Annotated in this window: 7 protein-coding genes and 3 rRNA genes; 7 read left to right on the forward strand and 3 right to left on the reverse strand. The window is 66.7% G+C overall.

Going from position 1 to position 15,416, the window contains the following annotated elements:
* Nucleotides 1-43: 43 nt before the first annotated feature.
* Nucleotides 44-1,363, reverse strand: coding sequence for an aminotransferase class I/II-fold pyridoxal phosphate-dependent enzyme (locus tag Q3Y56_RS30945; protein ID WP_304465044.1), 1,320 nt, complete (start codon nt 1,361-1,363; stop codon nt 44-46).
* A gap of 165 nt (nt 1,364-1,528) precedes the next feature.
* Between Q3Y56_RS30945 and Q3Y56_RS30950 the strand changes: the two genes are divergently transcribed.
* Nucleotides 1,529-2,893 carry an MFS transporter gene (locus tag Q3Y56_RS30950; RefSeq protein ID WP_304465045.1) on the forward strand — a complete coding sequence of 455 codons (1,365 nt, stop codon included), beginning with the start codon at nt 1,529-1,531 and terminating at the stop codon, nt 2,891-2,893.
* Between the two features lie 281 nt (nt 2,894-3,174).
* The gene (locus Q3Y56_RS30955; RefSeq protein ID WP_304465046.1) at nt 3,175-3,990 is read left to right on the forward strand and encodes a hypothetical protein; all 816 of its coding nucleotides are present in this window, start codon (nt 3,175-3,177) and stop codon (nt 3,988-3,990) included.
* Nucleotides 3,991-4,116: 126 nt separating this feature from the next.
* On the opposite strand, the gene ptsP is transcribed toward Q3Y56_RS30955, so the two are convergent.
* Together ptsP and Q3Y56_RS30965 are read right to left on the reverse strand one after the other, a co-directional pair.
* The gene (ptsP, locus tag Q3Y56_RS30960; RefSeq protein ID WP_304465047.1) at nt 4,117-5,787 is read right to left on the reverse strand and encodes a phosphoenolpyruvate--protein phosphotransferase; all 1,671 of its coding nucleotides are present in this window, start codon (nt 5,785-5,787) and stop codon (nt 4,117-4,119) included.
* A gap of 81 nt (nt 5,788-5,868) precedes the next feature.
* The gene (locus Q3Y56_RS30965; protein ID WP_304465048.1) at nt 5,869-6,318 is read right to left on the reverse strand and encodes a PTS glucose transporter subunit IIA; all 450 of its coding nucleotides are present in this window, start codon (nt 6,316-6,318) and stop codon (nt 5,869-5,871) included.
* A gap of 542 nt (nt 6,319-6,860) precedes the next feature.
* Between Q3Y56_RS30965 and Q3Y56_RS30970 the strand changes: the two genes are divergently transcribed.
* From Q3Y56_RS30970 to Q3Y56_RS30990, 5 genes are all read left to right on the forward strand, one after another.
* A 16S ribosomal RNA gene (locus Q3Y56_RS30970) occupies nt 6,861-8,389 on the forward strand.
* A gap of 280 nt (nt 8,390-8,669) precedes the next feature.
* Nucleotides 8,670-11,791 (forward strand): 23S ribosomal RNA (locus Q3Y56_RS30975).
* Between the two features lie 87 nt (nt 11,792-11,878).
* Nucleotides 11,879-11,995: ribosomal RNA gene (rrf, locus tag Q3Y56_RS30980) — 5S ribosomal RNA — on the forward strand.
* The 16S, 23S and 5S rRNA genes sit together here, the layout of an rRNA operon.
* A gap of 139 nt (nt 11,996-12,134) precedes the next feature.
* The gene (locus Q3Y56_RS30985; RefSeq protein WP_304465049.1) at nt 12,135-12,743 is read left to right on the forward strand and encodes a CDP-alcohol phosphatidyltransferase family protein; all 609 of its coding nucleotides are present in this window, start codon (nt 12,135-12,137) and stop codon (nt 12,741-12,743) included.
* A gap of 115 nt (nt 12,744-12,858) precedes the next feature.
* The gene (locus Q3Y56_RS30990; RefSeq protein WP_304465050.1) at nt 12,859-15,354 is read left to right on the forward strand and encodes a mannose-1-phosphate guanyltransferase; all 2,496 of its coding nucleotides are present in this window, start codon (nt 12,859-12,861) and stop codon (nt 15,352-15,354) included.
* Nucleotides 15,355-15,416: the final 62 nt, after the last annotated feature.

The raw sequence follows: 15,416 nt of genomic DNA on the forward strand, positions 1-15,416 counted from the left end.
CAGGACAGGGGGGCCCGGAGCCGCCCCGAACCCCCTGTCCGCACTATCCCCCGTACGTCAGCTGGGACTCGCCCAGCACCGCGGCGAAGTCCGCCGCCAGCCGCGCCGCGTCCGCCGGTGTCAGACCCGCCGTGGTGATCCGCACCCCGGGCGCGGCGCCGAGCCGGAACCGCGCCCCCGCCGCGACCCACCAGCCGTGCGTCCGCAGACCGTTGACCACGGCCGCCTCGTCGCGCACCGGCACCCACACGTTCAGGCCGCTCGCCCCGTGGGCCGCGATGCCGCGGGCCGCCAGCTCCCCGATCAGCGCCGTACGCCGCTCCGCATAGGCCGTACGCGCGCGTCCCACCAGCTCATGCGTCGCGGGGTCCGCCATCAGCCGGGTCACGGTCTCCTGGAGCACATGGCTGACCCAGCCGGAGGTGAGCAGCAGCCGCCCGTCGTGCCGCGCGAGCGTCGTCGCGTCGCAGGCGAGCGCGGCCCACCGCAGGTCCGTGCCCAGGTACTTGGTCACCGTACGCACCTGCGCCCAGCGTGCCGGGCCGCCCGCGGTGAGCGTGTGCAGCGGGACTCCGGCGATGTCCGCGGCGTGGTCGTTCTCGACCACCAGCACCTCCGGCGCCTCGGCGAGCACCTCCAGCAGCGCGTCGCGGCGCCCGGCCGAGAAGCAGCCGCCGTACGGATTCTGCGACCGCGGGCTGCAGATGACGGCGCGCGCTCCCGCGCGCAGCGCCGCCCGCAGTGCCTCGGGCCGGATGCCCTCGTCGTCCACGGCCACCGGCACGCTGCGCAGACCCAGCGCCGGGACGAGGTCCAGCAGATGGTGGTAGCCGGGGTCCTCCATCGCCACCGCGTCGCCCGGCCGCAGCTCGACCGACAGCAGCCGCGCGACGCAGTCGAGCGCGCTGTGCGCGAACGTGATGTGCCCGCTCGGCACCTCGTCCGCCGCGTACCAGCCGCGGGTCAGCTCCTCCAGCTGCGGCAGCCGGGGCGTCGAACGGTGTGAGCGGGCACCGGGGGAGAGCCGGGCGGGCGGCAGCAGCGAGGGCAGGAACGCCGGATCGGGATGGCCGCCCGCCAGGTCGCGGACGCCCTCGGGCACGGTGGGCGGGCGCCGGGAGGCCACGGCCGGAGCCGAGGCCACGACCGTCCCGCCCCGGCCGCGCGTGACCACGATGCCGCGCCGCCGCAGCTCCTTGTACGTGGTCGCGACGGTGCCGGGGCTGACCCCGAGCCGCTCGGCGAGACGGCGCACCGGGGGCAGCGAGGTGCCCGGCGCCAGCGACCCGTCCGCGACGCCGCGCTCGATGGACGCGGCAATCCCCTTGGCGTCGGCCCCCATGATCTCATATTGTGTCGCCACAGAACAGATTATGTATTGATACAAATCGCGCTGTCAAGTCGTCATAGGGGGACCCAGGTGAGCGGGCCACACAGCCTCACCGCACTTCTCAACCGCCTCCCGGGGGCGCGAAGCCGCATCCCGGGAGTTCTCCACCGCATACCGGGAGGCACGGGCGGCCGCCGCATGCTGGCCGTCACCTTCGTCGACAGAGTCGGCTCCGGATTGGCGGAGGTGACCGCCGTCCTCTACTTCACCTACGTCGTCGGACTCGGCACCGCGCAGATCGGCCTGCTGCTCGGTGTCTCCGGCGCCATCGGCATCGCGGGCCCGCCGCTGGCCGGACTCGTCGCCGACCGGGTACCCCTGCGCCCGCTGCTGGTGACCGTCCAAGCCGGACGCGCCGTCGCCGCGTTCGCCCTCCTCACCACCACCGACCTCCGCCTCCTGCTCGTCGTCAACGCGGTCGCCAGCCTCGGCAACCGGGCCTCCTCCGTCCTCACCAAGCTCTACGCGACCCGAGTGGCCGGCCCCGACCGCACCCGCTACCAGGCCGTCAACCGCACCGTCTCCAACAGCGGCTGGGCGGTCGGCGGCCTGGTGGCGGCCGCGGCGCTCACCGCCGGCACGACCACCGTCTACCGCTGCCTGCTGATCGGCGACGCGCTCTCCTTCGTCGCGGCCGCGCTGCTCACCCTGCGCTGCACCGAACCGGCGTCCCCGACCCGTGCCGTGGCCCAGGGGCCCCGACCGGCGGGACCGGCCGCGGCCGACGCCACCGAGACGCAAGGCACCCAGACGCAAGGCACCAAGACAGAACGCATCAAGGCGCAAGGCACCGAGACGGAAGGCGCCAAGGCGCAAGCCACCCAGCCGGAAGGCATCAAGGCGCAAGGCACCGCGGCCGAAGGGACCGGGAAGCCCGCCACCGTGACGCCCTGGCGCGACCGCCGCTACCTCCTCTACACCGCCACCGAAGCCGCCCTCTTCCTCGACGACTCCGTCCTCAAGATCGGACTGCCGCTGTGGCTCATCACGGCCACCAGCGCCCCGCACCAACTCGCACCCCTCCTCCTCGTCCTGAACAACGCGCTCGTCGTGCTCTGCCAGGTCCCCTTCGCACGCTTCGGCGCCACCCCCGCCAAAGCCCGCAGGTCACTGCTGCCGCTCGCCGCGGTCCTGCTCGGCGCGGGCGCGGCGCTCGCCGCGTCCGCCGTCGGCGCCCCGTGGTTCGCCACCGGCGCCCTCCTGCTGGCCGCCACCGCCTTCACCGTCGCCGAGATGCTGCACGCCGCCATCTCCTGGGAACTGTCCGTCGCCCTCGCCCCGCCCCAGGCGCAGGGCGCCTACCTGGGCGTACACGGCCTGGCCCAGGCGGTCCAGCGCAGCACCGGGCCGCTCGCCGTCACCGCCGCGATGGCCGCGGGACCGCTCGGCTGGCTCGGCCTGGGCGCGGCCCTCGCCGCGACGTGCTGCGCCCAGCGCCACCTGGTACGAGACGCCGATGCCCCGGCGTTGTCAGTGGCGCCGGTTACGGTGAGTGAGCACTGATCGGCCATACACGATCGTCCACGCACCGAGGGGGATGCATGGCGCACATCAGGAACGGCCACGCACGCAAGGGCGGCACACGAAGCGCCCGCACGAGGAAGGGCCGTTCGAGAAACGGCACCGGACGGCAGGGGACGGCACGGCAGGAAACGGGGCGGCAGAGCGGCACAAGGACCGGACCCGCGCGCACGGGACCCCCGCCGTACGGCGGCGCGCCACGCCGGGAACCGCGGCGGGCACTCCGGCGCGCCCTGCGCCGCGAAGCGCCCAGCACGGTCGCCGTGCTGGCCGACGAGCACGACTTCGCGGCCATGCGGCACTACACATCGTTCGGCTTCGACGACCACACCGAGTATCTGCGGCAGATGGAAGGCATGCTGCGCGACCTGGCGGCGCGGCACGTGCACACCACGGTCGCCCTCTTCGACCCGGCCGAGTACGCGCGTTTCTGCTCGGACACCCGCCTCGACCCCGACACGGCCGACAGCCGCACCCGGTATGTCGCCCGTGTCGCGGCCGTCGGCGCCACCGTCACCTACGAGGGCCAGCCCGTCGCCGACCTCGTCGCCGAGCTCCTCGACGCGGTGGAGCAGCAGCTGACCTGGGAGTCCGCCACGACCCTGCTGGCCCGCGCCGGGGACTGCCCCGACTGCGGGTCCGAGATCGGCCGAGTCGCCTTCACACGCGCCTCGACCCTGATCCGGCGGCTGCTGGAGACAGCGGGCGCCGGTAGCCACCATCTGGTGTGCAGCGTCCCGACGGACGGCGGATCACTCATCGCCGCCCTGAACGCCGAGGTATCCGAGACCGGACGACCGCGGCTGATCGAGGCCGAGGCCCTGGTATTCACCACCGTGCTGGCCGCGGGCATCGCCACCCGGAGCCCCGGCGGCCTCGTCCTGCGCACGAGCGTCCGCGGCATGCCCGACACGCTCCGCGGCTGGACCTTTCAGGACGGCTGGCCGCAGCCGCTCACCGAGGCCGAGGTCTTCGCGGCCTACTGCACCGACGTCCGCACCGGCGAACCCATCCCACCCGAGCACGGCGTCGAGTACCGCGCGGGGTTCCCGCTGCCCCAGCCGGAGGAGAAGCGATGACCGGCTGACACGGCGAAGGGGTGCCCCCGCAGCAGCGGAAGGACACCCCTTCGCACACACACCAGCACGGCGTCAGGCCCGCCGACCGGGATCACCATCCCGACGGCGGCCACGGCGCGCCCGGGCTCACTCGCCCGAGAGCACCGCCTGCGCGGCCCGCCGCGCCTCCTCGGCGGTGTCCGCGGCCCGGGCCGCCGCGGCGGCCCGCTCGCACTGGGCCAGCGTGTGCTTGGCCAGCGTGGCGCGTACATACGGAAGGGACGCCGCGCCCATGGACAGGCTGGTCACGCCCAGACCCGTCAGGACACACGCCAGCAGCGGGTCGGACGCCGCCTCGCCGCACACCCCGCAGCTCTTGCCCTCGGCACGCGCGGCCTCGGCCGACACCGCCACCAGGTCGAGCAGCGCGGGCTGCCACGGGTCCTGCAACCGGGACACCGCACCGACCTGCCGGTCGGCGGCGAAGGTGTACTGCGCCAGGTCGTTCGTGCCCAGCGACAGGAACTCGACCTCCTGCAGGATCGAACGGGCCCGCAGCGCGGCGGACGGGATCTCCACCATCGCCCCGAACTTCGCCCGCAGCCCGGCCTCCCGGCACGCGTCCGCGAACGCCTTGGCGTCGATCCGGTCCGCCACCATCGGGGCCATGACCTCGAGGTAGACCGGCAGCCCCTCGGCGGCCTTGGCCAGCGCCGTCAGCTGCGTACGCAGCACCTCGGGGTGGTCCAGCAGGGTCCGCAGACCCCGCACGCCCAGCGCCGGGTTCGGCTCGTCCGCCGGGGTGAGGAAGTCCAGCGGCTTGTCCGCGCCCGCGTCCAGGACCCGGACCACGACACGCCCCTCGGGGAACGCCTCCAGCACCTGCCGGTACGCCTCGACCTGCTTCTCCTCCGACGGCGCCCGCTCGCTGTCGTCCAGGAAGAGGAACTCGGTACGGAACAGCCCGACGCCCTCCGCACCCGCGGCCACGGCCGCCGGGACGTCCGCCGGGCCACCGACGTTCGCCAGCAGCGGCACCTTGTGCCCGTCGGAGGTCGCGCCCGGACCGGACGCCGCGGCGAGCGCGGCCTTGCGCTCCTCCGCGGCCTTCGCCAGGTCCGCCCGCTCCTGCGAGGTCGGCTCCACATGCACGTCACCCGTGCTGCCGTCGACCGCGATCACGGTCCCCTCGGCGAGCTCGCAGGCACCGGGGAGCGCCACCACCGCGGGCACCCCGAGCGCCCGCGCGAGGATCGCGCTGTGGCTGGTCGGCCCGCCTTCCTCGGTGACGAATCCGAGCACCAGCGCCGGGTCCAGCAGCGCGGTGTCCGCCGGCGCCAGATCCCGCGCGATCAGCACGTACGGCTCGTCGCTGTCCGGCACCCCCGGCATCGGCACACCCAGCAGGCGCGCCACGATGCGGTTGCGCACGTCGTCCAGGTCGGCGACCCGCCCGGCCAGGTACTCGCCGGCCCCGGCGAGCAGCGCCCGATAGGCCGCGAACGCGTCGTACACCGCGCGCTCCGCGGTGCTGCCCACGGCGATGCGGCGCTCGACATCGGCCATCAGCTCCGGGTCCTGCGCCATCAGGGCCTGTGCCTCGAGCACCGCCTGCGCCTCGCCGCCGGCCAGATTGCCGCGCGCGATCAGATCGGCGGACACCGCCTCCACGGCCTGGCGGGCGCGCCCCTGTTCGCGCGGTGCCTCGTCCGCGGGAATCTGCTTCGCCGGCGGCTCCAGCACCGCCGTACCCATGTGCCGCACCTCGCCGATCGCCACCCCGTGGCTCACGCCGACGCCTCGCAGCGTTGTCTCCATGTCAACCGTCTCCGTCAATGCGGCGGATCGCCCCCGCCGCGGTGGATGTCGTACCTGTCGTCCGTCAGGACGGCGCGGGGGTCACTCCCAGGTGAACAGCACGTCGCCGGCGACCAGCGCGCTGTCCTCGCGGACGTCGCCGAGGGATTCGGCCGTGGCCTCCAGCGCGACGACCGGGCAGATGGGCGACTTGCCCGCGGCCTCGACGGCGGCCGGGTCCCACCGCACGACGGAATCGCCGCGCTTGACGGTGTCGCCCTTGTTGACGAGCAGCTCGAAGCCCTGCCCGTTGAGCTGGACGGTGTCGATACCCAGGTGGGTGAGAACGCCGTGCCCCTGCTCGTCGACGACGACGAACGCGTGCGGGTGCAGCGAGACGATGACGCCATCGACGGGAGCCACGGCCACGGAGGGCTCACGCTCCGGGTCGATCGCGGTGCCGGGACCGACCATCGCGCCGGAGAACACCGGGTCGGGCACTGCCGAGAGTCCGATGGCACGTCCGGCGAGCGGGGACGTCACGGTGGTCATGGGAAGCCTCCCAGGGGTGGAGATTCAACTGACCAGAAGCGTAAGTCATAGGAGTAGACCATTCCGCTCCCGCGGAACCACCGCAGGCAGGCCGCGAGCCAGGGAATCGATTTGCCTCCCTCCCGGGGGCGCTGTAGTGTCGTACTCCTGCCCCGGACGAGACACCACGGACTGAAGGCTGTGAGTGGGCAAGTCGAGGCAGCACTCCTCAGATCTAGATCCAATCTCGGGTCCACTTCTGCGTGCTCGCAGGAATTCGGTGGTCAGAGAGACGGAAATAGCCTGATAGAGTGTGAAACACCGAAGGGAAGCGCCCGGAGGAAACCCGAAAGGGAATCCAAAGGAAGCGTCCGTTCCTTGAGAACTCAACAGCGTGCCAAAAGTCAACGCCAGATATGTTGATACCCCGTCTCCGGGCCTGATGGTCTGGGACGAGGTTCCTTTGAAGAAACAAAACACAGCGAGGACGCTGTGAACCGTCGGGATTATTCCTCCCGATGGTTCCGCTCAACGCGAGTGTGCATCCCGATTACGGGAAAACATTCACGGAGAGTTTGATCCTGGCTCAGGACGAACGCTGGCGGCGTGCTTAACACATGCAAGTCGAACGATGAACCCGCTTCGGTGGGGGATTAGTGGCGAACGGGTGAGTAACACGTGGGCAATCTGCCCTGCACTCTGGGACAAGCCCTGGAAACGGGGTCTAATACCGGATACGACCACTTGAGGCATCTCATGGTGGTGGAAAGCTCCGGCGGTGCAGGATGAGCCCGCGGCCTATCAGCTTGTTGGTGGGGTGATGGCCTACCAAGGCGACGACGGGTAGCCGGCCTGAGAGGGCGACCGGCCACACTGGGACTGAGACACGGCCCAGACTCCTACGGGAGGCAGCAGTGGGGAATATTGCACAATGGGCGAAAGCCTGATGCAGCGACGCCGCGTGAGGGATGACGGCCTTCGGGTTGTAAACCTCTTTCAGCAGGGAAGAAGCGAGAGTGACGGTACCTGCAGAAGAAGCGCCGGCTAACTACGTGCCAGCAGCCGCGGTAATACGTAGGGCGCGAGCGTTGTCCGGAATTATTGGGCGTAAAGAGCTCGTAGGCGGCTTGTTGCGTCGGATGTGAAAGCCCGGGGCTTAACCCCGGGTCTGCATTCGATACGGGCAGGCTAGAGTTCGGTAGGGGAGATCGGAATTCCTGGTGTAGCGGTGAAATGCGCAGATATCAGGAGGAACACCGGTGGCGAAGGCGGATCTCTGGGCCGATACTGACGCTGAGGAGCGAAAGCGTGGGGAGCGAACAGGATTAGATACCCTGGTAGTCCACGCCGTAAACGTTGGGAACTAGGTGTGGGCGACATTCCACGTTGTCCGTGCCGCAGCTAACGCATTAAGTTCCCCGCCTGGGGAGTACGGCCGCAAGGCTAAAACTCAAAGGAATTGACGGGGGCCCGCACAAGCGGCGGAGCATGTGGCTTAATTCGACGCAACGCGAAGAACCTTACCAAGGCTTGACATACACCGGAAACGGCCAGAGATGGTCGCCCCCTTGTGGTCGGTGTACAGGTGGTGCATGGCTGTCGTCAGCTCGTGTCGTGAGATGTTGGGTTAAGTCCCGCAACGAGCGCAACCCTTGTTCTGTGTTGCCAGCATGCCTTTCGGGGTGATGGGGACTCACAGGAGACTGCCGGGGTCAACTCGGAGGAAGGTGGGGACGACGTCAAGTCATCATGCCCCTTATGTCTTGGGCTGCACACGTGCTACAATGGCCGGTACAATGAGCTGCGATACCGTGAGGTGGAGCGAATCTCAAAAAGCCGGTCTCAGTTCGGATTGGGGTCTGCAACTCGACCCCATGAAGTCGGAGTCGCTAGTAATCGCAGATCAGCATTGCTGCGGTGAATACGTTCCCGGGCCTTGTACACACCGCCCGTCACGTCACGAAAGTCGGTAACACCCGAAGCCGGTGGCCCAACCCCTTGTGGGAGGGAGTCGTCGAAGGTGGGACTGGCGATTGGGACGAAGTCGTAACAAGGTAGCCGTACCGGAAGGTGCGGCTGGATCACCTCCTTTCTAAGGAGCACATGGCCGACTGCGAGCGAATGTCTCGCACGGTTAGCTCATGGGTGGAACGTTGACTACTCGGCATGTTCTTGATCCTTCCTGTTAGTACTGCTTCGGCGTGGAACACAGTGAAGAGGATGGGGCTTGTCGGGCACGCTGTTGGGTGTCTGAGGGTGCGAGCGTTGCTCGTCCCTTTGCGATGCCGGCCTCGGTGAACTCTGCACGTTGGTGTGGGGGTGACGGGGACGGGTCGTTGCTTGAGAACTGCACAGTGGACGCGAGCATCTGTGGCCAAGTTTTTAAGGGCGCACGGTGGATGCCTTGGCACCAGGAACCGATGAAGGACGTGGGAGGCCGCGATAGGCCCCGGGGAGCTGTCAACCGAGCTTTGATCCGGGGGTGTCCGAATGGGGAAACCCGGCAGTCGTCATGGGCTGTCACCCGCTGCTGAACACATAGGCAGTGTGGAGGGAACGCGGGGAAGTGAAACATCTCAGTACCCGCAGGAAGAGAAAACAACCGTGATTCCGGGAGTAGTGGCGAGCGAAACTGGATGAGGCTAAACCGTATGTGTGTGATACCCGGCAGGGGTTGCGCATGCGGGGTCGTGGGAGTTCTCTTGATCGGTCTGCCGGCCGGTCGGCGAGTCAGAAACCGTATGGATAGGCGAAGGGCATGCGAAAGGCCCGGCGTAGAGGGTAAGACCCCCGTAGCTGAAATCTGTACGGCTCGTTTGAGAATCACCCAAGTAGCACGGGGCCCGAGAAATCCCGTGTGAATCTGGCGGGACCACCCGCTAAGCCTAAATATTCCCTGGTGACCGATAGCGGATAGTACCGTGAGGGAATGGTGAAAAGTACCGCGGGAGCGGAGTGAAATAGTACCTGAAACCGTGTGCCTACAAGCCGTGGGAGCGTCGCGCAAGGACTTGTCCTTGCGTCGTGACTGCGTGCCTTTTGAAGAATGAGCCTGCGAGTTTGCGGTGTGTTGCGAGGTTAACCCGTGTGGGGAAGCCGTAGCGAAAGCGAGTCCGAATAGGGCGGTTTAGTAGCGCGCTCAAGACCCGAAGCGGAGTGATCTAGCCATGGGCAGGTTGAAGCGGAGGTAAGACTTCGTGGAGGACCGAACCCACCAGGGTTGAAAACCTGGGGGATGACCTGTGGTTAGGGGTGAAAGGCCAATCAAACTCCGTGATAGCTGGTTCTCCCCGAAATGCATTTAGGTGCAGCGTCGTGTGTTTCTTGCCGGAGGTAGAGCACTGGATAGGCGATGGGCCCTACCGGGTTACTGACCTTAGCCAAACTCCGAATGCCGGTAAGTGAGAGCGCGGCAGTGAGACTGTGGGGATAAGCTCCATGGTCGAGAGGGAAACAGCCCAGAGCATCGACTAAGGCCCCTAAGCGTACGCTAAGTGGGAAAGGATGTGGAGTCGCAGAGACAACCAGGAGGTTGGCTTAGAAGCAGCCACCCTTGAAAGAGTGCGTAATAGCTCACTGGTCAAGTGATTCCGCGCCGACAATGTAGCGGGGCTCAAGCGTACCGCCGAAGTCGTGTCATTGCAGTACATACCCCCAACGGGGACTGTGATGGGTAGGGGAGCGTCGTGTGCCGGGTGAAGCAGCGCCGGAAGGTAGTTGTGGACGGTTCACGAGTGAGAATGCAGGCATGAGTAGCGATACAAACGTGAGAAACGTTTGCGCCGATTGACTAAGGGTTCCTGGGTCAAGCTGATCTGCCCAGGGTAAGTCGGGACCTAAGGCGAGGCCGACAGGCGTAGTCGATGGACAACCGGTTGATATTCCGGTACCCGCTTTGAAGCGCCAAACATCGAATCAGGCGATGCTAAGTCCGTGAAGCCGCCTTTGATCTCTTCGGAGTGATGGGGAGTGGTGGAGCCGACGGACCAGACTTGTAGTAGGTGAGTGATGGGGTGACGCAGGAAGGTAGTCCAGCCCGGGCGGTGGTTGTCCCGGGGTAAGGGTGTAGCCCGAGAGATAGGCAAATCCGTCTCTCACACAGGGTGAGACCTGATGCCGAGCCGATTGTGGTGAAGTGGATGATCCTATGCTGTCGAGAAAAGCCTCTAGCGAGTTTCATGGCGGCCCGTACCCTAAACCGACTCAGGTGGTCAGGTAGAGAATACCGAGGCGTTCGGGTGAACTATGGTTAAGGAACTCGGCAAAATGCCCCCGTAACTTCGGGAGAAGGGGGCCATTTCCGGTGATGAGTCTTGCACTCTGAGCTGGGGGTGGCCGCAGAGACCAGCGAGAAGCGACTGTTTACTAAAAACACAGGTCCGTGCGAAGCCGTAAGGCGATGTATACGGACTGACGCCTGCCCGGTGCTGGAACGTTAAGGGGACCGGTTAGCTCCATTTCGGTGGGGCGAAGCTGAGAACTTAAGCGCCAGTAAACGGCGGTGGTAACTATAACCATCCTAAGGTAGCGAAATTCCTTGTCGGGTAAGTTCCGACCTGCACGAATGGCGTAACGACTTCTCGACTGTCTCAACCATAGGCCCGGTGAAATTGCATTACGAGTAAAGATGCTCGTTTCGCGCAGCAGGACGGAAAGACCCCGGGACCTTTACTATAGCTTGATATTGGTGTTCGGTTCGGCTTGTGTAGGATAGGTGGGAGACTGTGAAGCATGCACGCCAGTGTGTGTGGAGTCGTCGTTGAAATACCACTCTGGTCGTGCTGGATGTCTAACCTGGGTCCGTGATCCGGATCAGGGACAGTGTCTGGTGGGTAGTTTAACTGGGGCGGTTGCCTCCTAAAGGGTAACGGAGGCGCCCAAAGGTTCCCTCAGCCTGGTTGGCAATCAGGTGTTGAGTGTAAGTGCACAAGGGAGCTTGACTGTGAGACCGACGGGTCGAGCAGGGACGAAAGTCGGGACTAGTGATCCGGCGGTGGCTTGTGGAAGCGCCGTCGCTCAACGGATAAAAGGTACCCCGGGGATAACAGGCTGATCTTCCCCAAGAGTCCATATCGACGGGATGGTTTGGCACCTCGATGTCGGCTCGTCGCATCCTGGGGCTGGAGTCGGTCCCAAGGGTTGGGCTGTTCGCCCATTAAAGCGGTACGCGAGCTGGGTTTAGAACGTCGTGAGACAGTTCGGTCCCTATCCGCTGTGCGCGTAGGAATATTGAGAAGGGCTGTCCCTAGTACGAGAGGACCGGGACGGACGAACCTCTGGTGTGCCAGTTGTTCTGCCAAGGGCATGGCTGGTTGGCTACGTTCGGGAGGGATAACCGCTGAAAGCATCTAAGCGGGAAGCCTGCTTCGAGATGAGTATTCCCACCTCCTTGAGAGGGTAAGGCTCCCAGTAGACGACTGGGTTGATAGGCCAGATATGGAAGCCGGGTAACCGGTGGAGTTGACTGGTACTAATAGGCCGAGGGCTTGTCCTCAGTTGCTCGCGTCCACTGTGTTGGTTCTGAAGTTGCGAACCGTTTTGAGCCCCTGTTGGGGTTCCGGTTGTGTCATCTTCATAGTGTTTCGGTGGTTATTGCGTTAGGGAAACGCCCGGTTACATTCCGAACCCGGAAGCTAAGCCTTTCAGCGCCGATGGTACTGCAGGGGGGACCCTGTGGGAGAGTAGGACGCCGCCGAACAATTTTTAGAGGCCCTGGTGGGGAACTTCGGTTCCCTGCCAGGGCCTTTTTGCGTGTCCGGGGGCCAGGTGCGGGAGCGCCGCGCCGGACCGGTAAAGTCAAAGGGCATCATCGGCTCGTTCCCACAGGAGGCCCCCGGGTGGAGGTCCAGGAGACGCGTGTCCAGACCGACCGCGTCCTCACCATCCCGAACATCCTCAGCATGGCCCGCCTCGCCGGCGTGCCGCTTTTCCTGTGGCTGATCCTGCGGCCCGAGTTCGGCGGGCCGAAGAGCGACAACTGGGCCCTGCTGGTGCTGGCGCTCAGCGGCGTCAGCGACTACCTGGACGGGAAGCTCGCCCGCCGCTGGAATCAGATCAGCAGCCTCGGCCGCCTTCTCGACCCCGCCGCCGATCGGCTCTACATTCTGTCCACCCTGGTGGGACTCACCTGGCGGGAGATCCTTCCGTTCTGGCTGACCGCCGTTCTTCTCGCCCGTGAGCTGGTCCTGCTGGTGATGGTGGGCATCCTCCGGCGGCACGGCTATCCGCCGCCCCAGGTGAACTTCCTCGGCAAGGCCGCGACCTTCAACCTCATGTATGCCTTCCCGTTGCTCCTGTTGAGTGACGGGACTGGTTGGCTGCACTCACTCGCTGCTATTTTCGGATGGGCGTTCGCAGGATGGGGTACGACTCTGTATTGGTGGGCAGGAATCCTCTACGTGGTTCAGGTCCGCCGACTGGTGAAGGCGGACGCCACGGCCGACTGAGCGCGCCGAAGTAGCGGCCCAGCGGAGGCCGGATAGGCCCACGGATATGCGTGGGACCCATCTGGACGGGGGAAGTCGGCATGACCGTCGTCTCTTCAAGGAGGACGCTTCCGACATGAAGGCCGTTGTGATGGCCGGAGGCGAAGGAACCCGCCTTCGTCCGATGACCTCAAGCATGCCCAAGCCGCTGCTGCCGGTGGCCAACCGGCCGATCATGGAGCACGTTCTGCGGCTGCTCAAGCGGCATGGCCTGAGCGAGACCGTGGTAACCGTCCAGTTCCTCGCCTCGCTGGTCAAGAACTACTTCGGGGACGGCGAAGAGCTCGGAATGGAGCTCACCTACGCCAACGAGGAGAAGCCGCTCGGCACCGCGGGCAGCGTGAAGAACGCGGAAGCGGCGCTGAAAGACGACGCCTTTCTGGTCATCTCCGGCGACGCGCTCACCGATTTCGACCTCACCGAGCTCATCGAATTCCACAAGGAGAAGGGCGCGCTGGTCACGGTCTGCCTGACCCGTGTCCCCAATCCGCTGGAATTCGGCATCACCATCGTTGACGAAGAGGGCAGGGTCGAACGCTTCCTGGAGAAGCCGACCTGGGGCCAGGTTTTCTCCGACACCGTCAATACGGGCATCTACGTCATGGAGCCCGAGGTCTTCGGCTATGTGCAGCCGGACGTCCCCGTGGACTGGTCCGGCGACGTCTTCCCGCAGCTGATGAAGGAAGGCAAGCCCATCTACGGCTTTGTCGCCGAGGGCTACTGGGAGGATGTCGGCACCCACGAAAGCTATGTCAAGGCGCAGGCCGACGTGCTCGAAGGCAAGGTCGACGTCGATATCGACGGCTTTGAGATCTCCCCCGGGGTCTGGGTCGCCGAGGGAGCCGAGGTCCATCCCGACGCCGTACTCCGCGGCCCCCTCTACATCGGCGACTACGCCAAGGTGGAGGCCGACGTGGAGATCCGCGAGCACACGGTGGTCGGCTCCAACGTGGTGGTGAAGAGCGGAGCGTTCCTCCACAAGGCCGTGGTCCACGACAACGTCTACATCGGCCAGCAGAGCAATCTGCGCGGCTGCGTCATCGGAAAGAACACCGACATCATGCGGTCCGCCCGGATCGAGGACGGTGCCGTCATCGGCGACGAGTGCCTGGTCGGCGAGGAGTCCATCGTCCAGGGCAACGTCCGCGTCTACCCCTTCAAGACCATCGAGGCCGGCGCTTTCGTCAACACCTCGGTGATCTGGGAGTCGCGCAGCCAGGCGCAGCTGTTCGGCGCGCGAGGCGTCTCCGGCATCCTGAACGTGGAGATCACACCGGAACTCGCCGTCCGGATCGCGGGCGCGTACGCCACCACCCTCAAGAAGGGGGCCACGGTCACCACGGCCCGTGACCACTCCCGCGGCGCCCGAGCGCTCAAGCGCGCGGTGATCTCCGCGCTCCAGGCCAGCGCCATCGACGTACGGGACCTGGAGAACGTACCGCTGCCCGTGGCCCGCCAGCAGACCGCGCGCGGCAGCGCCGGCGGCATCATGATCCGCACCTCGCCCGGGGTACCCGACTCCGTCGACATCATGTTCTTCGACGAACGGGGTGCGGACCTGTCCGCGGGCGGCCAGCGGAAGCTGGACCGGGTGTACGCACGCCAGGAGTACCGGCGCGCGTTCCCCGGCGAGATCGGCGACCTGAGCTTCCCGTCGAGCGTCTTCGACTCCTACACCGGGTCGCTGCTGCGGGCCGTCGACACCACCGGCATCGCGGACTCCGGCCTCAAGGTCGTCGTGGACGCCTCCAACGGCAGCGCCGGCCTCGTCCTCCCCAGCCTGCTCGGCCGGCTCGGGGTCGACGCGCTCACCATCAACCCCGGCCTGGACGAGACACGGCCGACGGAGACCGCCGAAGGCCGCCGCTCGGGGCTGGTACGGCTCGGCGAGATCGTGGCCTCCGCCCGTGCCGCGTTCGGTGTCCGGTTCGACCCCGTCGGCGAGCGGCTGTCCCTGGTGGACGAGAAGGGCCGCATCGTCGAGGACGACCGGGCCCTGCTGGTCATGCTCGACCTGGTGGCCGCCGAGCGCCGCAGCGGCAAGGTGGCGCTGCCGGTGACCACGACCCGTATCGCCGAGCAGGTCGCCGCGTACCACGGCACGCAGGTGGAGTGGACGACGACCTCGCCCGACGACCTCACCCGCGTCGGCCGCGCCGAGTCGACCATCTTCGGCGGCGACGGGCGCGGCGGGTTCATCATCCCCGAGTCGAGCAGCGTCTTCGACGGCGCGGCCGCGTTCGTACGGCTCATCGGGCTGGTGGCCCGCACACAGCTGACGCTGAGCCAGATCGATGCGCGCATCCCGCGCGCCCATGTGCTCCGCAGGGACCTGGCGACGCCGTGGGCGGTCAAGGGGCTCGTCATGCGGCGGGTGGTCGAGGCGGCGGGGGACCGGTCGGTGGACACCACCGACGGGGTGCGGGTGGTGGAGGCCGACGGCCGGTGGGTGATGGTGCTGCCGGATCCGGCGGAAGCCGTCACCCATCTGTGGGCGGAGGGCCCCGACGACGCCTCGGCGCAGGCCCTGCTCGACGAGTGGTCGGAGGTGGTGGACAGCGCCGGGCGGTGAGCGGCGTACCGTCCATGCACCGCGCGGAAGCCGTGCGAATGCGCTGAAACCACCTCGGGGGC

Origin of the sequence: Streptomyces sp. XD-27, from assembly GCF_030553055.1 — a bacterium.
Lineage (GTDB): Bacteria > Actinomycetota > Actinomycetes > Streptomycetales > Streptomycetaceae > Streptomyces.